Raw genomic sequence first — 21753 nt, forward strand, 5'->3', positions numbered from 1 at the left:
GATGTTGGAAAGAATTGTGCCGCTGAGTCTTCGAGCGCGCCGCAGCCATGGCGCGCGAGCCGTGGTGACCGGGGCGGGCAGCGGCATCGGCCGCGCCTTCGCTGTCGAGCTCGCGGCCCGCGGCGGTCGGGTGATCTGCGCCGATATCGACCAGGCGCGCGCCGAGGAGACGGTCGCCCTGATCGAGCGCACCCGCCCCGGCGCCGCGCACGCCTTCCGCTGTGACGTCTCCCGGCGCGCGGACGTGGAGGTCCTCGCCCGGTTCGCCGAGTCCGTCTTCGACGAGCCGGCCTCACTGGTGATCAACAACGCCGGTGTCGGCATCGGCGGAAAGCCCGTGGGCGCCATCGGTTTCGCCGACTGGGAGTGGGCGCTCGGCATCAACCTGTGGGGCGTGGTGCACGGCTGCGAGATCTTCACCCCGATGCTGCGGGAGGCGGGGCGCGGCGGCATCATCAACGTCGCCTCGGCGGCCGGTTTCGCGGCCGCGCCGTCCATGGCGGTCTACAACACCTCCAAGGCCGCGGTGCTCTCGCTGTCCGAGACCATGGCCGCCGAACTGGGCGGCAGCGGTGTCGCGGTCACCGTGCTGTGCCCGACGTTCGTCAAGACCAACGTGGCCAAGGACGGTCGCATCACCGCGCAGTCCATGAAACTGGCCGAAACTCTCATGCGCTGGACCGGTTTCACCCCGGAGCACGTCGCACGCGTCACCCTCGACGCCAACGACCGCGGCAGTCTCTACGTCCTGCCGCAACTCGACGCGCACCTGATCTGGCGCCTCAAGCGCTACTTCCCCGCGCAGTACACCTTCGTCCTCGGCCTGCTGGAACGGCTGCTGCCGCAAGACGATTCGACCACACCGGACCGCGCAGCGGTCACCGACAGAACAGGAGTCTGACATGGCCGCCATCGCTATGGACTTCGAGGACATGCTCCGCAAGATCAAGGACCGCCAGTGGGCCCTTGCCGACATCGACTGGGACGCCCCCGGCGCCGAGACCATCACCCCGGAACTGCACGCCCGCCTCAAGCCGTTCATGGCCGATCTCATGTGGATCGAGAACGTCGGCGCACGCGGTTTTGCCGCCATGGCCAAGAAGGCGCCCACCGAGACCCTGCGCGAGATCTACCGCTACTTCCACGCCGAGGAACAGAAGCATGCCAACGCCGAACTGGCGCTGATGCGCCGCTGGGGCATGCTCGAGGGCGACGAGATCCCGCAGCCGAACGTGAACGTCAAGCTGGTCATCGACTTCCTGGACAAGTACTCCGACGACATGTCGCTGTCGTTCCTCGGCACCGTGATCCCGATGCTCGAGGTGGCGCTGGACGGCGCGCTGGTGAAGTTCATCATGGACGAGATCGAGGACCCGGTCTGCCAGGAGGCGTTCAAGCGGATCAACGCCGACGAATCACGCCATCTGGCGGTCGATTTCGCGGTGATGGATCTGCTCGGCCACGCCGAGATGCGCAAGCTGCTCATCGAGCTGGTCGGCGGCTGGGTCAAGCCGACGTTCCTGATCGGCGTGCTGAGCTACGTGCCGCTGCTGAACAAGATGCGCGACAACATCGTCGCGATGGGCGTGGACGAGAACAAGCTCTACAAGGCGCTCGAGCGCTACCGCAATGTCGGCGAGCGCAGCGAATTCGCGCGCAGGCTGCCGATGTATCAGATCGTGAAGATGCACGGCGGCTGGGTGGTCGACCGCGACCACCCGTATCACCTGCTGGCCGACGCCCTGGTCAAGATCACCGCGCGGGTCCCGAAGCGGCTGCTGCGCCGAGACCCCGCCTGGGCCAAGGAAATCACCTACGAGCCCGCCGCATGAGGAACGACACCATGACCAACGCACAGACGCTCGACGTCGCGGTGATCGGCGGCGGCTTCGCCGGTATCGGCGCCGCGATCCGGCTGAAACAGCACGGCATCGAGAACTTCGCCATCCTGGAGCGCGGCACCGCGCTCGGCGGCACCTGGCGCGACAACACCTATCCCGGTGCGGCATGCGACATTCCGTCGCGGCTCTACTCCTACAGCTTCGCGCCCAATCCGAACTGGTCGCAGACCTATTCGGGCAGTGCGGAGATTCTCGGCTACATCGAGTCCATGGCGACACGGTTTCGGCTGCGCCCGCACGTCCGATTCGGTTGCACCGTAACCGGAATCGCCTTCGACGAGGACGCGGGGCTCTGGGACGTCGCGATCGAGGGCAACGCCGTGCCGGTGCGGGCACGGACCGTGGTGCTCGCCTCGGGACCACTGTCCAACGCGGGCTTCCCCGATATCCGCGGCATCGAGACCTACGAGGGCCACAAGATCCACAGTGCCCGTTGGGATCACGACTACGACTTCACCGGCAAGCGGGTCGCGGTGATCGGCACCGGCGCGAGTGCGGTGCAGATCATTCCCGAGTTGGTCGAGAAGGCGGCCTCGGTCAAGGTCTTCCAGCGCACAGCCGGGTGGGTGCTTCCCCGGGTGAACCGGCGGACCAACCCGCTCACCAAGAGCCTCTACCAGCACGTGCCAGCGGCGGAGTCACTGGCCAGGCGCGCGTGGTTCTACGGGCACGAGTCGGTGGCGCTCGGCGTCGTGTGGAACACGCCGCTGACCCGCGTCGTCGAGTTGGTCGGACGGGCACAGCTGCACCGGCAGGTGCGCGATCCGTGGCTGCGCCGCCAGCTCACGCCGGACTTCCGCGCCGGGTGCAAACGCCTGCTGATGACCGACGACTACTACCCGGCGTTGCAGCGCGACAACTGCAAACTGATCACCTGGCCGATCGCGCGCCTCGCGCCGAACGGCGTCCGCACCGCGGAAGGCGTTGAGCACCAGGCGGATTGCATCGTCTTCGCGACGGGGTTCGAGGTGTCCAAGGCCGGTACCCCGATCCCGATCGTCGGGCGTGACGACCGGGTGCTCGCCGAGGAATGGTCGAAGGGGGCTTACGCGTACAAGAGCGTCTCCGTGTCGGGCTATCCGAATCTGTTCTTCACCTTCGGACCGAACTCCGGACCGGGTCACAACTCGGCGCTGGTGTACATGGAAGCCCAGATCGACTACCTGGTCCGGGCGATCGGCACCATCCTGGACCGCGATCTGCGCATGCTCGACGTCCGCCGGGATCGCCAGGACCGGTACAACGAGACCATCCAGCGCAGACTCACCGCGACCACCTGGAATTCCGGCTGCCACAGCTGGTATCTGACCGACGACGGTTTCAACGCCACCATGTATCCCGGCTTCGCGACGCAGTACGTCAACCAGTTGCGCAGTCTTCGGCTCGAGGACTACCACGTGGTGTCGGCCGACGCGGGCACGCGGGCGGCGCGGGTCGCGGCGGTCTCCTGACAGATGGACCAGGTTCGGCCGAATTCCGCGCATGGCGGAGCGAAGGCGTAGGTACGCCTCGCTGACCCGCCGCAACGACACGAGCCCGGCGCGCGCCCACGCCGGTGCCGCCGGGCTCGTCTCGATAGACTCGGTCTTTCGACGATCAAGGTCGCGACCGTCCGATGCGGCGCGGCGGGCGAGGAGGTGAGCGCGGTGGCGGAGTATCGGATCGACGATCTGGCCCGCGCGGCGGGCACCACCACCCGCAACGTGCGCGCGTATCAGGAGCGTGGCCTGCTGCCGCCGCCGATCGGCAAGGACGGCCGCGCCAGCATCTACGGCGAGGCGCACCTGGACCGGTTGCGACTGATCGACGCGCTGTTGCAGCGCGGCTTCACCACAGCGCACATCGCCGACTTCATCACCAGCTGGGAGACCGGCAAGGACCTGACCGAGGTGCTCGGGCTGCAACACGCCGTCACCGCATCGTGGGCCAAGGCCGAGACCTTCGAGGTGCCGCGCGAGCTGATCGACACGCTGCTCGGCGCCGAGGCCGGCGACCTCGTCGACCGGTTGACGGAGATGAAACTGGTCCGCGTCGAGGGCGAGACCGTGGTGTTCACCGACACCCAGCTGCTCGCCTCGTTCGCCGAGCTGCACGAGTACGGCCTGGAACTGCGCACGCTCATCGAGATCTACGCCAAGGTCGCCGACCGGATCGACGACATCACCCACATCATGATCACCGCCGCCAAGCAGCACATCATCGACGAGCACGGTCCGGGCTGGCTGCCGCAGACGAGCGCCGAAATCGCCGAGACCACAACGATGTTGAACAAGATGCGGGAGCTGGCCACCACCTCGGTGCACGCCACGCTCGCCCGTTCGCTCGACGTGACGCTGCGCCGCGAGCTCGGCGACTACCTCGCCACCGCCGCCGAGCGGGAAGCCAAGCGCACCGGCAAAGGCGCCTGACTCAGCGCGCGTGCGCCCGATCTCGCGCCGTGCGCCCCTGATCTCGACGCCGCGCGCCCCAGATCTCAGCGTCGCGCGTACAGCACCGTGGCACAGAAATATCCGAGCAGCGCCAACCCGAGACACCACAGCACCGCGGCGACGGCCGCCCCTCCTCCACCGTCCGTGAGGAACATACGCACGGTGCCGATCACGGGCGTGGCGGGCTGGTTCTCGGCGAACCCGCGCAACCAGCTCGGCATGGTGTCGATCGGGACGAAGGCGCTGCTGATGTAGGGAACGAACATCACCGCGTAGGTGAAACCGCCCGCCGCCTCCGGGCTTTTCGCCAGCATGCCGAGCGCGACCGCGATCCAGGTGACAGCGTGCACGAACAGCGCGATCACCGCCAACGCCGCCATCCAGTCGAACACCCCTGCGCTGGAACGAAACCCGAGCGCGAAAGCGACCGCCAGCACGATGCCGACCGCGGCGAGATTCCGCACGACCCCTTCACCAGCGTGCCCCGCGAGAAGCGCCTGCCGGAAGGCGGGCAGCGTCCGAAACCTTTCCACGGCTCCCGAGACCATGTCCACCGAGACGGCCGCCGCCGTGATGGACGCACCGAAACCGGTGCACAGCAGGATGATTCCCGGCAGCACGTAGTCCAGGTACGGCATGCCGACCTGGATCGCTCCGCCGAACACGTACACGAACAGCAGCATGATCAGAATCGGCAGCGCCAGCGAGATCACCAGGGTGTCGCGGCTGCGTACGGTGCGCCGCGCCGCGCGCCGGTACATGACTACGGAATCCGCGACGGCCGCGCCGACCCGCCTCATCCGCCTCGTGCTGCGGCGCGGCTCGACAGCGGATGGAACACGAGCGGGATCATTCTGCCGTCCGCTCGACGATGTCGGCCGTGCGCCGGGTCGCGTCCGAGCTCGAATGCAATTGCACCGCGAGGCTTTTCGCCCGCTGGCCGGTCTCCGGCGCGAGCAGCGTCCGCACGCCTTCGGTCAACCGCTCCGCGTCCAGGCGCTGGAACGGAACATGCGCGCCGACCCCGAGTCGTTCGACCTGCCCGCCCCACATCGGCTGGTCGAACGACACCGAGCAGACCAGCGTCGGCAAGCCCGCGCGCAGGCTCTCGAAGGTGGTGCCGATCCCGCCGTGGTGCACGGCCGCGGCACACAGCGGGAAGACGATGTCGTGCGCGAGCGGTCCGACGACTCGCACGTTCGGTCCGGTCTCGGCGTTCGCGGCGTCCAGATCGCTCCACCCCGCGCTGACCAGCCCGCGCCTGCCGAGCCGTCCGCACACCTGCTCGACGATGGCCAGCACCGCGTGCGTGTCCCGGATGGGCATGCTGCCGAATCCGAAGTACACCGGCGGCTCGCCCTCGGCGATCCAGGCCAGCACCGCACCGTGGTCGGCGGCGAGTTCACCGATCGCCTCGCGCGCCGAGCGTTCGAGCGGCAGGAAACCGACCAGCGGCCTGCGCTCACCCCACTCCTCGGCCAGGCCGGGCACCAGCGCGCGGTCGTAGATCTGCACCTCTGGCACGCCGCGGCGGTCGAGCATCGCGGCCGGACTCGCCGCCGACCTGGGCAAACCGAGTTCGCGGCGCAACTGGTTGAGGTAGCGCAGGAAGACCACGCGACGCAGGTTCTCGGCAAGCGTCCACGTGGCGCGGTTGACCGCGGCGGGCGGACGCCAGTGCGGCGGGAGCGCGCCGGGGAACGGATACGCCCCGTTCTTGCGGCCTGGGAAACCGTGCATGGTCACCATCGGCACGCCCATCGCCTCGGCGACCGACGCGGCCCGATCCTCGGTGAGCAACGTGGAGACGATGACATCGGCGTCCCGGCAGACCTCGATCACCTCGCGGTTCATCCGCTCGGCGTAGTCGGCCATCTGCTTGCCGACCAGCTGCATCAGCCGGAAACTGCTGCCCGCGGCCAGCGCCCGCTGGCCCTCGTCGGAGGCATACAGCTGCTGGACGTCCGGACCGCACGGTGTCGCGGCGAGTCCGGCGCGGGCGGTGAAGTCGACCAGATTGGGCGGTGCGCCGACGGTCACCTCGTGACCGCGTCGGCGCAGTTCCAGTCCGAGCGCCACCGCGGGCTGCACATCCCCGCGGGTGCCGGTCAGCGGTATCGCCACTCTCATGCCGTCGCCTCCGCCCGCTCGGCGCGATTTACCCTCATCGGACCTCCTGCGTCCGTACGGTGGTGGCCATGCACGTCGCGTTGTTCACCGACTTCCATCCCGCCACTCTCGGCGGGATCCAGACTTCGGTGAACGCCTTGCGGCGCGGCCTGGAACGGGCTGGTCACCGGGTCACGGTGTTCGCCGCGCCCACGCCGGAATCTACCGAACCCGACCCGGACCTCGTGGTCCTTTCGGCACTCGCGGGCGTGCGGGTCAACGGATTCGCGATGGTGCTGCCGACGCCGGACAACACCCGCCGCATCGACGCGGCCTTCGCCGACCGCGGCCCGATCGACGTCGTGCACTTGCAGACCACCTACGGCGTAGCGATCGCCGGACTGCGCGCCGCGCGCAGGCACGGCATTCCGGTCGTGCAGACGGTGCACAGTCGCGACGACTCGTTCATCCAGCACACCTCGCCGACGCCGTACCTGTCCGCGCTCGCCGTGCGCCTGCTGCACGGACGCTTCGTTCCGCACCGGAAAACGTTGTCGCACAGCGCTGAATCGCGGGCCGCGCGGCAGGCGTGGCACACGATGGTGAACCACGCCCGCGCCGCCGACCGGGTGATCGTGCCCACCGAGCACTTCGCCGACCGCTTCCGCGCGCACGGGCTGGACCGCCCGATTCGGGTGATCTCCAACGGCATCGACGACGAATTACTCGACATGGCCCGTTCCGCCCGTCCCGCAACAGCTTCCACGCCGACAGCGGCGCCGCTACGCGTGCTGTGGTGCGGGCGTCTGTCACCGGAGAAACGGATTCTGGACGCGATCGAGGCCGTCCGCCGAACACCGGGCTGCACGCTGGACGTGTACGGAACCGGCGATCAGGAGGCGGCGGCCCGCGCGGCGATCGCGGCGGGCGGCATCGCGGATCGGGTACGGCTGCACGGTGGCGTGCCCCAGCTCGACTGCCTCACCGCGATGGCGGCGCACGACGTATTGCTCTTCCCCTCTTCGGGATTCGACACGCAGGGCATGGCGCTGCTGGAAGCCGTGGCCATGGGGCTGCCCGTGGTGTACTGCGACTCCGATCTCGCGGAGACGGCGCCGCCGGGCGGCGGTGTTCGCACCCGTGACCCTTCGGTCGCTTCGATCGCCGCGGCGCTGCGCGATCTGGTCGCCGATCCCGCGCAGCTGATCCCGATGCGAAAAGCCCTGAGCGAGTATGCCGATACGGCTCGACAGTCCCGGTTGATCGCGCAGGTGACCGCCGAGTACGCCGAGCTGACGGCCGCGCGAGGCGCCGATCGTGCCGCATCGCTCGCGGGCATTCCGACCGCCCCGGGCAGACTCCCGCTCCTAGGCCACAGCCTCGCGGCATTGCGCGGCGCACTGCCGTTCGTCGCGTCCCTTGCCGAGATCGGCCCGATCGTGCGCATCTATCTCGGCCCGCGCCCGGCGTACGTGCTGACCACGCCCGAGCTCATCCGCGAGGTCGGCTTCGGCGATGCGGGGTCGTTCCATCGCGAGGAGCTGCGGGACGCGATGCACGAGGTGATTCGCGGCGCGTCGAATGTGCTCAGCGGGACACCGCACGAGGTGCGCCGCCGCATGATCGCCCCGGCGCTGCGCCAGCGCAGGCTGGCCGAATACACCGCCGTGGCCGCGGATCTGGCCAATGCGTGGGCCGACGCACTGCCCGCGGACCGTCCGCTGAATCTGGTGGACGAGGCGCACCGGCTGGTCCTGGACACCATCTCGGCCACCCTGTTCACCGCCGATTTCGGGTCCGATGCGAAACGCGAAGTGCGCGCGAATGTTCCGTGGCTGCTCGGCCAGGTGATCCAACGGGCCGCACTGCCGCGGGCCGTGCAACGGCTGCGCGTGGTCGCCAATCGCCGCTTCGCCGCGAAGTCCGCCGCGCTGCGCGCACAGATCGCGGCGGTCGTCGCCGAATACCGCAGGGCCGACCGCGATTTCCACGACGTGCTCTCCGCCCTCGTCCGGCACACCGATCCGGAGACCGGCGCGCGACTGTCCGACGAGGAGATCGTCGACGAGCTCATCCTGATGCTGGCGGCGGGCGTCGGCTCGACCGCCTCGATCATGGCGTGGGTCTGGCACGAGACCATGCGCAATCGCGATATCGGCGACGAATTGCGCAGGGAACTGGACGATTTCGTCGGTGCGGGGCAGGTCCGGCCGGATCACCTCGTCGCACTGCCCTACTTGCGACTGGTGGTGTTGGAAACGCTGCGGTTCTGGGGGCCGTGGGTCAGCACCCAGACCGCGGACGGCCCGGTCACCCTCGGCGGCGTCACCCTGCCCGACGGCGCGACCGTGGTCTACAGCCCGTACCTGGTGCACCACACCGAGCGCTACTACCCCGCACCGGAGACCTTCGATCCGGACCGGTGGTTCGCCGGGCGGGTCGAGGAGATCGACAAGAAGGCGATCCTGCCGTTCGGCGTGGGAGCGCGGCACTGCCCCGGCAACAACTTCGCCGTCATGACCATCACGCTCGCCACGGCGGCGCTGTTCGCTCGCTGGCGGCCGGAGCCGGATCCCGGCTACCGCGTCCGGCCGACGACCCTCGACTTCGTGCCGTCGCCGTCCAAGCTGCCGGTGGTTCTGCACCGCAGGTGAACGACGCCGTTTCCGGGCGTCTACCCGCGCCTTCCCTCGGACGACCCGGCGGGCGACGTACCCTGCTGGACAAGTGTGTGCCGCCTACCGACCAACGGAAATGGACCACCTATGGCCTCCGGACGCCCGATGATGCCGCCGCTCCCGCTCCTGCGCGCGGTCGACCGGTTCCGCGGCGCGCTCGCCGTGCTGCATCGAAAAGTGGTTCCCGGCCACATCGCGCTGATGGAGATGATGACCTCCGGCTGGCTGGCGCAGGCCATCGCGACGGCCGCCGAGCTCGGCATCGCCGACGAACTCGCACGCGGTCCGCGGCAGGGCGCGGAGCTGGCCGCCGCGGTGGGCGCCGACGAGGACGCGCTGCACCGTCTGTTGCGGCTGCTGATCAGCCACGGCATCTTCGCCAAGCGGCGCGACGGCGCCTACCGGCTGACCCCGCAGGCGCAAGCGCTGCGCAGGGACGCCCCGGTCTCGCTGCGCGACGCGTTCCTGTTCTTCGGGTCCGTTCAGCATCGCGCGCACTGGTCGCACCTCACGGACGCGGTGCGCAGCGGCCTGCCGGTCGGCCCGGCGCTGGACGGGATGCCGTTCTTCGACTACGTGCAGACCGACCGCGAGCTCGGCGAGCTGTTCGACAACGCGATGACCAGCATCAGCACACTCGCGCTCGAACCACTCTTGGCCGCCTACGATTTCGGGCGCTACGACACCGTCGTCGATATCGGCGGCGGCCACGGCAGTCTGCTCGCCGAGATCCTGCGCCGCGCACCGCGCACCCGCGGCGTCCTGTTCGACCTGCCCGAGGTGGTCGCGGACGCCGCGCCGTATCTGGCCGAGCGCGGCGTGACCGACCGCTGCTCCGTGACCGCCGGGTCGTTCTTCGAGGCCGTGCCGGAAGGCGGGGACGCGTACCTGCTCAAACACATCATCCACGACTGGCCGGAGGACGAGGCGGACCGGATCCTGCGCACCCTGCGCGCCGCCATGCACCCGGACTCCCGCCTGCTGCTGGTCGAACTGGTACTGCCCGAACACGACAGGCCGCACCCCGGCAAGTACATCGATATCGAGATGCTGGTCAACGCGGGCGGACGCGAGCGCACCGAGACGGAGTACCGAGAACTGCTGGCGCGCAACGGCTTCACCCTGCTGCGTGTGGTGCCGACGGTGTCGCCCGACAATATCCTCGAAGCGTGCCCGGCCGATAGGTAGCATCGGGGTGACGCTTCGAGGGGGACGCCATGGCACACGACGAATCCGATCGCTCCGAGGACCCGCGCGCGCACTGGCGGCAGCTGCCGCCGGAGCCGACACGGCATATCGAGGAGATCTACCTCGGCCCGAGCGCGTCCGACTGCGCCCTCCCGCCTTTCGACCCCGATCAGGATTTCATCCGGCGCTACGGCGCATGACCGGTCAGGTCGTGCGGATCAAGGCTTGGGCGATGAGCGCGACATACAGCGCGAGAACGAAGGCGACGGCGGGTAGGACCGGATGCTCGGATTCACTCGATCGCAGGAACCGCCATTCCCCGTAGATCGGAATCATCAGCAGCGTCAGCGGAATCCACGCCACCACCGTGTGCCATTCCCACGGCTGGACCAGTGCGAGCTCGACGACCACCGCGAGCACCGCGAAACCGAGAATCACGCCCGCACTGCCCGCTAAACCCAGCCGATTCGAATACAGGTGCTCACTGGGCCGCCGTTCCCGCGCTGTCTTGCGCGCGAACTCGAAGTGCAGGAACGCGCCCGCGAAGACCACCACGACCGCAGCGGTCCGCCACCCGGCGGCAACCTCCCCGGTGTCCCTCGCCGAGACGAGAACATACGCGGCGACCAACAGCTGAACCGGATACGTGACAACGAGATTGAGCAGAATATCGTCGCGCACCGCGGCCGAGCGCCGCTCCAAGGCCCACAGGAACACCCCGTACGCCAGGACCACCGCGATCGCCACGGCGGAGGACACCGAAAGAACCAGGCTCGCGCCGACAACCCCCACCGCGATCACGCCCATGGCCGCGCGCAACTCCCCCGCACTCACCGCGCCGGTGACCAGCGGCCGGTCCGGGTTGTGGACGCGGTCGTAGTCCAGATCCTTCTGCTCGTCGACCATCCGCAGATACAGCAGCACGAAGGCGACGACGACGATACGAAGCACGGTGGCCCAGCGCGGACGCCACGGCGTATCCGGTTGGGACACAAGGGCGGCCGTGCCTTCGAGGGCCAGCACGAAGAGGATGCCGTACAGCAGGTAGTGCGGCTTGTACATGACGGCGGTGAAGCGCGCGACGCGCCGCGCGGAGCCGAGCGGGCTCGCCGACCGCACGTCACCGCTCATGCCCCACCCCACCGTTCCCACGCGGTGACCTCGGCGGCGGGCAGCCTGCGCGACGACGACTTCGCCGGGCCGGGCCGCAGATGCGCGACCGGAACCAGCGCGACCTGGGTGACCTCGTCGAACGGAATCCCGAGCAGCTCGGCCACCTCGCGCTCGTAGGCAAGGTGAGCGGTCGTCATGGTGCCGCCGAGCCCGCGCTCGTGCATCGCGAGCAGGAAACTCCAGACAGCCGGATAGATCGAGCCGTAGAAACTGGCCAGGTGCAGGGCCGAACCGGTCGCTGGCGGGCGGCCGAGCGAGCAGACCAGCACCAGCGCGGGCACCTCGTGCATGCGCTCGGCCAGATACCGGCCGGACGCGAGATCGGCGAGCTGATCGGGTCGCGGTGTGCGAGCGGACAGGTATGCCGCGAAACCCTTGCGGTAGTAGTCCGCGATCTGCTGCCGGGTGGTCCGGTCCTGCACGACAAGGAAGCGCCACGGCTGCCGGTTGGTGCCGCTCGGCGCGTGCACGGCGGTGTCGAGGCAGTCCAGCAGCTCGGCGCGGTCGACGGGGCGGGTGAGATCGAGCCGTCTGCGGAAGGCGCGGGTCGTCCGAAGCAGCTCGGCGGCGTTCATCGGGGCGGAGCTCATCGGGATTCGGCGATCGTCTCGGAATCCAAAGCGTCCACGTCGAATTCGAGATCGACCCGGGCCGCGACGGCGCCCGCCTGGTGGATTTCGCAGTGCACGACGGTGGTGTCGAGGCCTGGTTCGGTGATCTCGGCGACGCACTCGGCCGGCAGATCCAGTTCCACGAACCGGTCGAAGGTGCTTGCCACGCAGACCAATCGGGGTAGATCGCGCAGCACCATGCTCAGCGCGGTCTGCCTGCACGCCTCGATCAGCAGGCTGCCCGGCACATGGTCGAGCTGGTGATCGAACAGGAAGGGGTGGGACAGGTCGGGTACCAGTGCGGCGCGGGCGACGCGACCGTCCGTGTCCGGCGGCGCGATCACGACATTGCGCCAGTTCTCCCGGCCGACCGTCGCCGCCCCGGCGCGCTCGCCGAGTGCCGCAGCGCCGTGGAAAGCACCGAGTCCCAGGCTTTCCCGGAACTGGTCGCGCAACCCCGTCCACTGCCGCGGCGTGGTCCAGGAGAAGGAGCCGTCGACGGTGAGCATCGCCTCGCCGCCGGAGAAGATCTCCAGCATCATGTCCAGGCCATGGAGCGTCTCACCGCGGCGGTGCCTGCGCGGAACCCGCACGTGCATCACCAGATCCGCGGGGGCGATGCCGGTCTCCCACGCCGGGGTGTCCGAGCCGGTGCCGTTGAACGTTCGCACGATGAACGCCATATCCTCTGGCACACCGTAGAACTCGTGGGTGAGCGAGATCGCCGCCTGCCGCGCCGCCTCCATCACCAGCAGCGGGTCGTGGCGCAGGCCGAGCGATCCGGCGTGGTCGCCGTAATAGGCGTGCATGCGCGGTAGCTGGGCGCCGACCAGGAACGTGTCGGGCCCGATGGTGTCCAGCGAGGTGACGAACACCTCCGAGACCGCGCAGCGGTGCGCCAACTGCCTGGGAACGGTGCGGTTGTGCGTGGCGGTCTTCTCGACTGCCGCGTGTGTTGTCACGATCGGCCCTCCAACCATTCTCGCGCGGCCACCGGCGGCAGCGTCTGCGGCCCCGTACCGACCCGCATCGGAAGCACATACGACCCGAGCACCAAGACCGACCAGGGATCCAGTTCCGCGCCCGCGGCCCACGCCGAATACAGCAGGCGCGCGCCGTCCGCGTCCTCGGACACGTCGATTCCACTGCGGCGCAGGTCCTTTACGATGTCGTGCAGCGCCTCGTCCCGATCGAAGCTGCGCGCCGGGACCGTCGCGTACAGGTCGGCCGCCAACGCACTGACCGCCGCCGTGCGATCCAGCCCGGCCGTCACCTGCCCGAGCAGTTCCCCTCGGGTGTGCTCGTCGAAATAGATGGCCAGTTCGCGCAGCACGTCGGCCGGATCGTCGGGCGAGTGCACCAGGTTGAGCAAGAAGTTGTGTCTGCCGAGCACGTACCGCAATTCGCCTGGCTTGCGCTTGCGCGGATCGGTGGCGCCCTTGGCCTCGGTGAGGCGAATCGGCACGGGCAGCGCGTCGTCGGCGCCGTGCACGACCAGCACGAGCACATCGGAGATGTCGACCAGCAGGTCGGCGAGTCGCCTGCGCTCCGGCGAGGCGATGTTCCACGCGAAGTACCACAGTGCGCGCACCAGGTGCCGGTTCACTCGCATCCGGTGCGCGGCGACCACACGAAAGCCGTTGGCGGGCAACCATTGCAACGTGGGTTCGACCGCGCGCGCCACGATCGCGTCCGGCTTCAGCAGCAACAGCGAATGCTGCCTGGCGAAGGCGGCGGGATCGATGCCGAGCCGCTCGAGCTGGTCGACGGCCTCCTGCACGTAGGTGTCGTCCGCGTAGGCGTCGATCTTCGCAGCGGCCGGTGTCAGGCGGCCGAGCAGCGCGTGCAGCGACGCGCCGCCCGGTTCCGTCGGCAACGCCGTCATCGGATCGCCCCGTCGAAACCGTTGGCGGCCAACACTTCCTCGATCGAGGGCAGCGGCACGCCGAGATAGCCGGATTCCAGGCAGTAGTCCAGCAGCAAGCGCAGGTACTCCTTGCCGGTGGGCGGCGACGGACGGCCGAGCAGTATCTCGGCGCGGGTGGTGTCGAAGTCGAGGCGGCGCTCGAAATAGCTGGTGTAGAGCGCGCCGATCCGGCGGTAGTACTCGCGCTCGACCGTATCCAGATCCGCTTCGGCGAACGACGATTTCGGCACGAAGGTCGCCACCTCGAACGACGGGTACTCGGCGAGCACGTCGGACACCTCGCGCAGCGAGAGCGCGTCGCGACCGAGCGCGTGCAGCGTGCGGGAGTCCGCCGAGTCGAAATCCAGGACGGCCGCGGCGATCACATCGGCCACGTGGTCGACCGGGGCGAGCGCGAGGGTGGCGTCGTAGCGACCGGGCAGGGTCCGCAGCTTGCCCTCGACCATCAGCTTCACGACGGTGTACAGGTTCTTGTATTCGCGGATCTCACCGGTGGCCGCGTGACCGGTGACGATGCCGGGCCGCACGATGGCCCACCGCAATCCACGCTCGGCCGCCGCGTGCACGAGCTGTTCGGCGCGAAACTTGCTGCGCTCGTATCGGTTTCCGAACGACTGGCCGAAGTCGAGTTCGTCTTCGCCGATCGTGCCGCCGCGCGTTCCGCACACGTAGGCGGTGCTGACGTGCACCAGCGGCACATCCCATTCCAGCGCGAGCGCGATGGCGTGCTCGGTGCCGCGCACGTTGAGTTCGGCGTAGTCGGCGTCGGACGCGTCGAAGGCGGTGGTGGCGGCGCAGTGCACGATCATGCCGACCCGCTCGGCGAGGTCTTCGCAGTCGCGTGCCGAGAGGCCGAATCCGGGGCGGCGGATGTCGCCCGCCACGGGCGTGCCCGCCTCCAGCACCGTGCCGTCGTTGCGGACGATGTCGGCGTTGCTGTGCAGCACCGCGGCGACGGGCCTGCTCGCCGCGGACAACCGAGCGACCACTTCCGCGCCGACCAGCCCGGTCGCGCCGGTGACCAGCACGGTCTCGCGCTCACCCATGATCGCTCCCCCGCGCGTTCCCGACCAGCGCGATCACCTCGCCGACCCGGCGGACACCGACCAGGTCCTGCGGCCGTTGTCTCGGCAGTTCGAATGCCCGCTCGAGCGCCAGGGTCAGCTCCATCAGGCGCAGCGAGTCGAAACCCAGATCCTCCACGAGGCGGTGCTCGTCGGCCAGGTCGGCGGGCGGTTCCGGCGCCATGGCCTGGACGAGGCGCCGCACCCTGGCGGCGAGGGCGGTGTCGGCGGCGGCGGTCATGACGGTTCACTTTCCCGGAGATGGGGCTGGTGGCCACCGGTGGTGAGCAGGTCGCGGGCCTCGTCTAGCGGCAGGTCGGTGTCGAGGTAGGCGGCGAGGCGCAGCCAGTCGTAGCCGATCGCGAGGGTGCGCCGCCACTGCTCGCGCGAGTCGAACGAGGCCGGGAAGACGAGCGCCGCGTCATCGCCGCCCGCGACGGTGCGCACCGAGGCGACGAAATCGTCGAGGACCGCGAGTCCGCCGAGGGTATCGCCGCCGCGAGCAAGCAGTTCCGAGAAGCGCACTCCGCGTGCGGTGTCCAGCTGCTCGAGCACTTCCGTGCGCCGCCGCGCGCCGGTCGGCACCAGTCGCGCGACCGTGGTGGACGGCGCCACGTCGGCGGGTAGCGGATGGATGCCGAAGGCGGAGAGCAGGACTCGCACCGCCATGGCGATCAATCGGTGCGCGGCGATGTCGGCGACGCCGCCTTGACCGTTCTTGACAGCGCCCGCCAGATCCTCCCTCGCGTTCTCCAGGACGATGTTCGACCAGACCAGGTGTAGCGCGCACTCGGTGAAGCGGCGCGCGGGCAGCGGCGAGAGGGTGGCGATCGCGTCGTCGCGCGCCGCGCCGGTCAGACCCAGCGCGGGACTGTGCGCGCTCGGCACCGGCGTGTAGGGCGCGGCGGGCTTGCACATGGCGAGCGCGGGTTCGATCGGGCCCGCCGCGCGCCACTGCAAGCCGACGAGTCCGAGGCGCACGAATTCGGCCAGTTCCGTGGCGATGTCGCGCGGGGCTCGGGCGAGGACGTCGCGCACGGAGTGCTTGAAGACCACCGATCGCCAGGCTCGGGCGGCGGTGTCGGACAGCGCGAAGACGTCGCGGTCGTCGCGCACGACATGGATGCGACCGCCGATGGTCCAGGTCGTGACGGCCGGGCGGCGGGCGAAGAGGACGCGGTGCGGGTCGTCGGTGGTGTCTTCGATGCCGAGGTCGGCGACCAGCCGCCAAAGTCCTTGCCAGGTCGCGTCTTCGGCCAACTGCCGCGCCTCGGAGTCCGGCAGGAAGGCGGCGCCAGGGTCCGGCGCGGTCGGCTTCGCTTCCCCGGACGACACGTCCGACTCGATGCTCGGCACAGACGCTGCGTGGCGATGCCCATCGGTCGCCGGCTCGGGCAAGTCATCGCCGCCGAACCCCTTCTGGAAGGTCCTCGTCGTGGGGTCGCTCAGCTCCCGATACCGGTCGATGAATTCGTGACGGCCGATCCGGTCGAGTTGTCGCGGCAGCCATTTGGTCTCGAGGTAGGTCTCGCCATGGCGGGCCGCCCACGCCTTCACGGCTTGCAGCAGTCCGTCCATGGCCCACTCGTTCGCCTCGTCGGCCGCACGCAGCGCGCGCAACGCCACCGCGTAGCGCAGCGCCTGCACCGCGCGAGCCGTCCACCACCGCGACATCAGGGTTCGGAAGTCGTCGTGTGGCAGGAGGGCGCGCATGCCGTCGAGATCGACAGCGCCCGGCCGGACCACCGTGGCGCGCAGGAAGCGCTGGCAGCGGTTGAGCAGGTCCTCCTCCAGCTCGGCGGGAACGCCCGTGGCCGCCCGCTCCAGCTGGCGGCGCATTTGGGCAACCGAGCGGGTGCGGACCTCCACCCGGCGGCCGTCGATGAACAGGACCGTCGGCAGGGTCGGGAGTTCTTCGGTGCCGGGGACGACCGCGAGGAAGTCCACATCGGAGCCCTCGTTGCCGAAGCCTTCTGCCAATGAGCCCTCGAACAGCACCGCCGAATCGTCCGGTAGCGCAGTGCTTTCCAGCGCGGCGTCGAGGAGTTGACGCACGCGCTCGGTCGGCAGAGCGGACACCGGGGCCGGGTCGCCGCACGGCACCACAGCCCGGTCACCCGAAGCCGCCGCGAGTCGGCCGCCCGAGGGCATAGCGGCCTGGTCACTCGAGGGCGTTACATCCCGATCGTCCCCTCCTGCGGCGAGCTGTGCGTCCGGGACCGTGCGAGCCTGTCCGTTCGACTCCGCTGCGCGCGAATCCGCGGTCAGCGCGGTGGTTCCGTCCGCCTCGTGCACCTGCACCCCGGCGAGTCCGCCGTCCCGGAACAGCTGCCACAGGTGGCGGCGGCGCGGCTTGCCGCTGGACGTGCGGCGGATGGTGCCGCGCGGACCGGTGATGATGGTGATCGCGGCCGCCGGACCCAGCTCGCCGCGTAGCACCTTGCGCGCCTGCGCTGTCCACGCACCGGGCGGCGCTTCGGCGAACAGCGCGATGCCCGGCGCGCCTACGTCGGTGAGCGCGACGGCGGCCAGTTTGCCTTTGGTCAGGCCGGTCTCACCGGCCACCCGGGATTCGATGTCTTCCATGAACACCGAGCGGCCGCGCACCTTGAGGCTGGATCCCATCCTGCCGAGCACGAAAACCTCGCCGCGGTAAAGGAATCCGGCGTCTCCGGTGTAGAGCTCGCCGTTCGCGATTCGGGTCGCGCCGCCGTCGTCGTCGCCGGTGTAGCCCATCGCGACCGAATCGCCGACGACCACCAATTCACCAAGCACGCCGTCGGGTAATTCGCGCCCTACTTCGTCGACGGCTCGGACAGTCGATTCCGGCGTCGAGTAGCCGAGTCCGGTGATCCAGCCCGCACCGTCGACGCCGTGGGTGTCGTCCAACCGCGCCTCGCCCAGCACCCCGACCGGGCGTCCGAAGCGCAGGTTCGGCGTGTCCAGGCGCAGCGCGGTGATCGGCCGTCGCCGGGCCGAGGACGTCACCATCAGCGTGGCCTCGGCCAAACCGTAGGCCAGCGTGTAGGCGTCCATCGAGAAGCCGCGTGGTCCGGTGAGCTCGGCGAACGCCTGGAGATCGGCCACCTCCACCGGCTCGGAGCCTACGGCCAGGGTGCGCCAGCCGGACAGGTCCAGATCGGCGATCTCCTCCGGCCGGACCCGGTGCGCCACATAGCCCAGCGCGAACGAGGGTGACGGCGAGTGCTGGGCCGAGGCCATCGCGCGCAGCCAGCGCGCCGGGTCGCGGACGAACTGGTCCGGCCGCATCAGGTAGAGATCGCCCTGGTTCGTGACGGTCGTCAGGAACGCGCCGACCAGGCCCATGTCGTGATAGAGCGGCAACCACGACACCATGGCCTCGCCGTGACGCCAATCGATGAGCCCGGAGATCATGGCGATGTTGTTGGCCAGGTTGCGCCAGCTGACCCGCACCCCACGCGGCGTCCCCGTGGAGCCGGAGGTGAATTGCAGCAGAGCGCATTCCGCGGGCGCGCCGAGTTCGCGCTCGGCGGGCGGCTGCGGCAACTCGGCGCCGATCACCAGCGGCTCGTCGCGCCGACCGGCCGCCACCGCCGCCCGGCGCACGAGGTCCTCGAATTCCGGTGCGGTGACCACCAGCCGCGGCGCGGCGGCGGTCAGTATCGCGGCGATGTGCGCGACGATCTGGTCGAGATCGCCGAACATGGGCGGCGCGATGGGGGTGAACACCCCGCCGCAGGCCCACACCGCGTAGAAGGCCGCGGTGCAGGCGAATCCGGTGGGCATGACGACGCAGGCGCCCTCGCCGCCCGCGAGTCCGTGCTCGCGCATCAGCGCGGCGATGGACCAGGACTGCTCGGCCAGTTCGCGATAACTGCGGAATTCCCAGCCGTCCGCCTCGTCGGCCAGGTGAATGCCGGCCTCCCGCGCCGGACGCAGGAGCCAATCTCGCACGGCCGCAACGTCTTTGTCAGGTGCCATCGCGGTCAACTCCTTCGGACAGCACAGTAACCGTTCCGGCCGTTCCGTCCACCCGAATTCGCATACTGGTCCGTACTTTCTTCGTGACGTCCTTGACCTGAACGACCGTCGGCACCCCGAGCTCGCGTGCCACGATCGCCACGTGCGTGAGCGGGCTACCGCGCTCGATCACCAGCGCGGACGCCGAGGGCAGCGCGGCGACCCATCCCGGGTCGGTGCGGTAGGCCACCAGAATGCCGCCCGCGACATCGCTCGGCTCGCCGACGACCACCGCCTCGCCCTCCACGATCCCCGCCGCCGACGGCGTACCGCCGAGCACGGTGCCCACTGCCGCCGCGGGCGTCTCGCCGACCGGCACCCAGCCCTGCGCGGCCAGTTCCGCGCGCCCGAACGTACCGCCACGGGTGACGAACCGGGCGGGCGCGACAAGATCGGCGTCGGCGGCGCGCTGCGCCTTGCGCGCGGCGACCAGCGCGCGCAGCGGCTCGGTGTCGGCGCCCTCGTAGCTCCCGCGCAGTTCGTCAACGGTCAGGTAGAACACGTCGGCGAATTCGTCGAGCACGCCGCGCTCGACGAGGTCCCGGCCCATCGCCCGGATCATCCGCTTCACCATGCCGAAGGCCCTGGTGCGGCAGAACCGCAGGCGCTCGCGGTGCGCGGCGCACCGAGAAACCTTGGCGCGCAGGCGTTCGTAGATTCGGCGGCGCGCGCCGCGCAGGTGCGCGTCGAGGTAGGCCTCGGCTTCGTCGCGACGGTCGGACGGGGGTCCTTGCTCGTGCACCCGGCCGAGCGCGCTGCGCAGCATGATGAACAGACCCGACGGGTCCTCCCGCAGGTCCGGCGTCTCGAGCTTCAGTTCGTCCAGGCTGCGGTAGCCGTAGCTGTCCAGGTAGGCGTCGACCTCGGCGCGGAACTTCGGATGGTCGGCGAGGGCGTCGTACAGCCGGTCCGGCGGGGTCGAGCGCACCAGCGCCGTCAGCTCCGCATCCGCCGCCACGGTTTGGGCGAGCGCGGTCATCGCGCGGGCGGGCTCGGCCGATTCGACGTCGGCGCCGGGGCCGACGACCGCGTACAGGAACCACTCCGGCGCGTTCGGCAGCAGCGCCTTGGTCAGCGCGTAGAGCAGGCCGGTACAGGTCAGCAGGATCGCGTCGAGCACCATCAGCGGGCCCCAACGTTCGACGAGATCGCGATCGACCGTGCGGTAGGCCTGGTAGGCCTGTTCGCCGGACAGCGACGCGTAGTCGAGTCCGTCGTATTCGTCGTAGACGCGGTAGAAGTCGGCGAGGAAGTCCTCGACCATCGCGTCGATGCCGAACAGCCGACGCAGGTACACTGCCGTGGTCACGGTGCGGGACCGCAGCCGGGTCAGCGGATTGCGGAAGGTGAAGGGCCGCAATGTCTTCGCGAGGTCGTCGGCGAGTGGCTCGGCGACACCGAGCGCGGCCTCCAGCACCCTTCGGTTGAGCGGATAGCCCGGCGCGATGCCGACCATCCGGTACCAGTGCAGCAGGTTGTAGTACACCCGGCCGTGAAAACAGCCGAGCAGCACCGGAGTCCACGCGTCCGTCTGGCGCAGCTGGGCGGGCGGCACGCGTAGCGAGGCGGCGTAGCCGCGGTACACGCGACCGTAGATGCCCGCCGCGGTGGTGTAGGTCAGCGGGGAGGTGATGCCGCTGAAACTCTCGATGATGTTGGAGTTGTCCCAGATTCGCAGTTCGCGTGGCGCGAGCGTCTCACCCGCACCGCGCAACAGCGCGTCCGTCGCCTCGACGGGCGCGGTGGTGATCGGACGGGACTGAAGTATCCACAGTCCCACGTCGTCCAGCGCCCACTCGACGTCTTGCGGTGCGCCGCAGACGATTTCGATCTTGCGGCCGAGTTCGACCAGTTCGGCGATCTCGTCGTCGGCGAGCACCGCCCGCTCGCGCAGCTCCGCCGCCACTTCGCCGACCTCGCAGCCCTGCTCCGCGGCGGGGCGGTAGCTGCTGTCCTTGTCGCCGACGATCGTGTCGAGCACGACGCCGGTCGCTTTGTCGACGGTGACGGTGTCCGCGTCCACCGCGCCCGACACCAGCCCCTCGCCGAGGCCGTACACCGCGCTGATCACCAGCCGGTCGGACGCGCCCGTGCTGGGATCGGCGGTGAACAGCACGCCGCTGGCCCGCGCGGCCACCAGCCGTTGCAGCACAACGCCCGGCGCGCCGCCGACCGGGCGCGACCGCGCGAAGGCGTACCGTATCGACCGCTCGGAGAATGCCGAGGCCCAGCAGTCCCGCACGCGGTCGGCGACCACCGCGACGCCGTCGACGTTGAGGAAGGAGTCGAACTGTCCCGCGTAGGAGTGCTCGGCGCCGTCCTCGACGACCGTCGAGGATCGCACGGCGATCCGGCCGCCGCCGATCCGTTCGTATCCGTCGGCAACGAGATCGCGCAGATCGGGGGGCAGCGGAGCGGAGCGGATCGCGGCGCGCAGGTCGGCGGCCAACGCCAGCGCCCGGTCCGGATCGTCCGCTTTCCGGAGCGCGGAAACTCGCTCGGCCAACCCGTGTTCGGCGAGGAAGCGCTCGAACGCGTCGGTGCCGAGCGCGACCCACTCGGGAACTCGGAATCCTCCGCTGTGCACGACGTGCAATCCGCGCGCCTTGCCGCCCGCCAGCGCGGCGATCGTCGCCGGTCGGTCCCACGTCCCGAGTACCTGCACGGCATC

At 69.7% G+C, this 21753-nt stretch carries 17 protein-coding genes; 7 read left to right on the plus strand and 10 right to left on the minus strand.

Annotated elements, in window-relative coordinates; translation table 11 throughout:
* Position 1 precedes the first annotated feature (1 nt).
* The 4 genes from NAM01S_RS19765 to NAM01S_RS19780 all read left to right on the plus strand — a co-directional run bounded on the left by NAM01S_RS19765 (position 2) and on the right by NAM01S_RS19780 (position 4309).
* A complete protein-coding gene (locus tag NAM01S_RS19765; RefSeq protein ID WP_067787388.1) occupies positions 2-901 on the plus strand; it encodes an SDR family NAD(P)-dependent oxidoreductase in 900 nt (299 codons plus the stop codon).
* Position 902: 1 nt separating this feature from the next.
* Positions 903-1832 carry a ferritin-like domain-containing protein gene (locus NAM01S_RS19770; RefSeq protein WP_301318051.1) on the plus strand — a complete coding sequence of 310 codons (930 nt, stop codon included), beginning with the start codon at positions 903-905 and terminating at the stop codon, positions 1830-1832.
* Between the two features lie 11 nt (positions 1833-1843).
* Positions 1844-3352 (plus strand): flavin-containing monooxygenase, encoded by a 1509-nt coding sequence (locus NAM01S_RS19775; RefSeq protein ID WP_067787489.1) that lies wholly within the window; start codon positions 1844-1846, stop codon positions 3350-3352.
* 195 nt (positions 3353-3547) lie between these two features.
* The gene (locus tag NAM01S_RS19780) at positions 3548-4309 is read left to right on the plus strand and encodes a MerR family transcriptional regulator (protein ID WP_067787491.1); all 762 of its coding nucleotides are present in this window, start codon (positions 3548-3550) and stop codon (positions 4307-4309) included.
* Between the two features lie 65 nt (positions 4310-4374).
* On the opposite strand, the gene NAM01S_RS19785 is transcribed toward NAM01S_RS19780, so the two are convergent.
* Together NAM01S_RS19785 and NAM01S_RS19790 are read right to left on the minus strand one after the other, a co-directional pair.
* On the minus strand, positions 4375-5130 hold the full coding sequence (locus NAM01S_RS19785) for an ABC transporter permease (protein WP_067787390.1): 756 nt from the start codon (positions 5128-5130) through the stop codon (positions 4375-4377).
* Positions 5131-5179: 49 nt separating this feature from the next.
* The gene (locus NAM01S_RS19790) at positions 5180-6460 is read right to left on the minus strand and encodes a glycosyltransferase (protein ID WP_067787392.1); all 1281 of its coding nucleotides are present in this window, start codon (positions 6458-6460) and stop codon (positions 5180-5182) included.
* 68 nt (positions 6461-6528) lie between these two features.
* Here NAM01S_RS19790 and NAM01S_RS19795 point away from each other — a divergent pair, with 68 nt between their 5' ends.
* From NAM01S_RS19795 to NAM01S_RS35135, 3 genes are all read left to right on the plus strand, one after another.
* Positions 6529-9093, plus strand: a complete 2565-nt coding sequence (locus tag NAM01S_RS19795; protein ID WP_067787394.1) for a cytochrome P450 — start codon at positions 6529-6531, stop codon at positions 9091-9093.
* A 111-nt stretch (positions 9094-9204) separates the two neighbouring features.
* Positions 9205-10305 (plus strand): methyltransferase, encoded by a 1101-nt coding sequence (locus NAM01S_RS19800; RefSeq protein WP_067787395.1) that lies wholly within the window; start codon positions 9205-9207, stop codon positions 10303-10305.
* A 29-nt stretch (positions 10306-10334) separates the two neighbouring features.
* Entirely contained in the window at positions 10335-10505 is a 171-nt protein-coding gene (locus NAM01S_RS35135) for a hypothetical protein (RefSeq protein WP_157107806.1), read from the plus strand.
* A 4-nt stretch (positions 10506-10509) separates the two neighbouring features.
* Here the strand turns inward: NAM01S_RS35135 and NAM01S_RS19805 are convergent, their stop codons facing one another.
* The 8 genes from NAM01S_RS19805 to NAM01S_RS19840 are packed head-to-tail and all read right to left on the minus strand — an operon-like array spanning position 10510 to position 21747.
* On the minus strand, positions 10510-11457 hold the full coding sequence (locus NAM01S_RS19805; RefSeq protein WP_253798973.1) for a UbiA prenyltransferase family protein: 948 nt from the start codon (positions 11455-11457) through the stop codon (positions 10510-10512).
* Positions 11433-12053, minus strand: coding sequence for a nitroreductase family protein (locus NAM01S_RS19810; protein WP_084483107.1), 621 nt, complete (start codon positions 12051-12053; stop codon positions 11433-11435). The genes NAM01S_RS19805 and NAM01S_RS19810 overlap by 25 nt, the downstream gene beginning before the upstream one ends.
* A gap of 11 nt (positions 12054-12064) precedes the next feature.
* Positions 12065-13051: a ScbA/BarX family gamma-butyrolactone biosynthesis protein gene (locus tag NAM01S_RS19815; RefSeq protein ID WP_253798971.1), complete on the minus strand. Its 987-nt coding sequence runs from the start codon at positions 13049-13051 to the stop codon at positions 12065-12067.
* On the minus strand, positions 13048-13974 hold the full coding sequence (locus NAM01S_RS19820; protein WP_067787402.1) for a nucleoside-diphosphate kinase: 927 nt from the start codon (positions 13972-13974) through the stop codon (positions 13048-13050). The genes NAM01S_RS19815 and NAM01S_RS19820 overlap by 4 nt, the downstream gene beginning before the upstream one ends.
* Positions 13971-15062, minus strand: a complete 1092-nt coding sequence (locus NAM01S_RS19825) for an SDR family oxidoreductase (RefSeq protein ID WP_067787404.1) — start codon at positions 15060-15062, stop codon at positions 13971-13973. The genes NAM01S_RS19820 and NAM01S_RS19825 overlap by 4 nt, the downstream gene beginning before the upstream one ends.
* On the minus strand, positions 15055-15321 hold the full coding sequence (locus tag NAM01S_RS19830; protein ID WP_067787406.1) for an acyl carrier protein: 267 nt from the start codon (positions 15319-15321) through the stop codon (positions 15055-15057). Before NAM01S_RS19830 ends, NAM01S_RS19825 begins: the two co-directional genes overlap by 8 nt.
* Positions 15318-19043, minus strand: a complete 3726-nt coding sequence (locus NAM01S_RS34180; protein WP_084483100.1) for an AMP-binding protein — start codon at positions 19041-19043, stop codon at positions 15318-15320. The genes NAM01S_RS19830 and NAM01S_RS34180 overlap by 4 nt, the downstream gene beginning before the upstream one ends.
* Positions 19033-21747 carry a phosphoenolpyruvate synthase gene (locus NAM01S_RS19840; protein WP_084483101.1) on the minus strand — a complete coding sequence of 905 codons (2715 nt, stop codon included), beginning with the start codon at positions 21745-21747 and terminating at the stop codon, positions 19033-19035. Before NAM01S_RS19840 ends, NAM01S_RS34180 begins: the two co-directional genes overlap by 11 nt.
* Positions 21748-21753 lie beyond the last annotated feature (6 nt).

This window comes from Nocardia amikacinitolerans NBRC 108937, from assembly GCF_001612615.1.
GTDB lineage: Bacteria > Actinomycetota > Actinomycetes > Mycobacteriales > Mycobacteriaceae > Nocardia > Nocardia amikacinitolerans.

Excerpts from the sequence above, each read along its gene's own strand:
- NAM01S_RS19765 (WP_067787388.1), top strand. The coding sequence starts at position 2 with ATGTTGGAAAGAATTGTGCCGCTGAGTCTTCGAGCGCGCCGCAGCCAT.
- NAM01S_RS19770 (WP_301318051.1), top strand. The coding sequence starts at position 903 with ATGGCCGCCATCGCTATGGACTTCGAGGACATGCTCCGCAAGATCAAG.
- NAM01S_RS19775 (WP_067787489.1), top strand. The coding sequence starts at position 1,844 with ATGACCAACGCACAGACGCTCGACGTCGCGGTGATCGGCGGCGGCTTC.
- NAM01S_RS19785 (WP_067787390.1), bottom strand. The coding sequence starts at position 5,130 with ATGAGGCGGGTCGGCGCGGCCGTCGCGGATTCCGTAGTCATGTACCGG.
- NAM01S_RS19790 (WP_067787392.1), bottom strand. The coding sequence starts at position 6,460 with ATGAGAGTGGCGATACCGCTGACCGGCACCCGCGGGGATGTGCAGCCC.
- NAM01S_RS19795 (WP_067787394.1), top strand. The coding sequence starts at position 6,529 with ATGCACGTCGCGTTGTTCACCGACTTCCATCCCGCCACTCTCGGCGGG.
- NAM01S_RS19800 (WP_067787395.1), top strand. The coding sequence starts at position 9,205 with ATGGCCTCCGGACGCCCGATGATGCCGCCGCTCCCGCTCCTGCGCGCG.
- NAM01S_RS35135 (WP_157107806.1), top strand. The coding sequence starts at position 10,335 with ATGGCACACGACGAATCCGATCGCTCCGAGGACCCGCGCGCGCACTGG.
- NAM01S_RS19810 (WP_084483107.1), bottom strand. The coding sequence starts at position 12,053 with ATGAACGCCGCCGAGCTGCTTCGGACGACCCGCGCCTTCCGCAGACGG.
- NAM01S_RS19820 (WP_067787402.1), bottom strand. The coding sequence starts at position 13,974 with ATGACGGCGTTGCCGACGGAACCGGGCGGCGCGTCGCTGCACGCGCTG.
- NAM01S_RS19825 (WP_067787404.1), bottom strand. The coding sequence starts at position 15,062 with ATGGGTGAGCGCGAGACCGTGCTGGTCACCGGCGCGACCGGGCTGGTC.
- NAM01S_RS19830 (WP_067787406.1), bottom strand. The coding sequence starts at position 15,321 with ATGACCGCCGCCGCCGACACCGCCCTCGCCGCCAGGGTGCGGCGCCTC.
- NAM01S_RS34180 (WP_084483100.1), bottom strand. The coding sequence starts at position 19,043 with ATGGCACCTGACAAAGACGTTGCGGCCGTGCGAGATTGGCTCCTGCGT.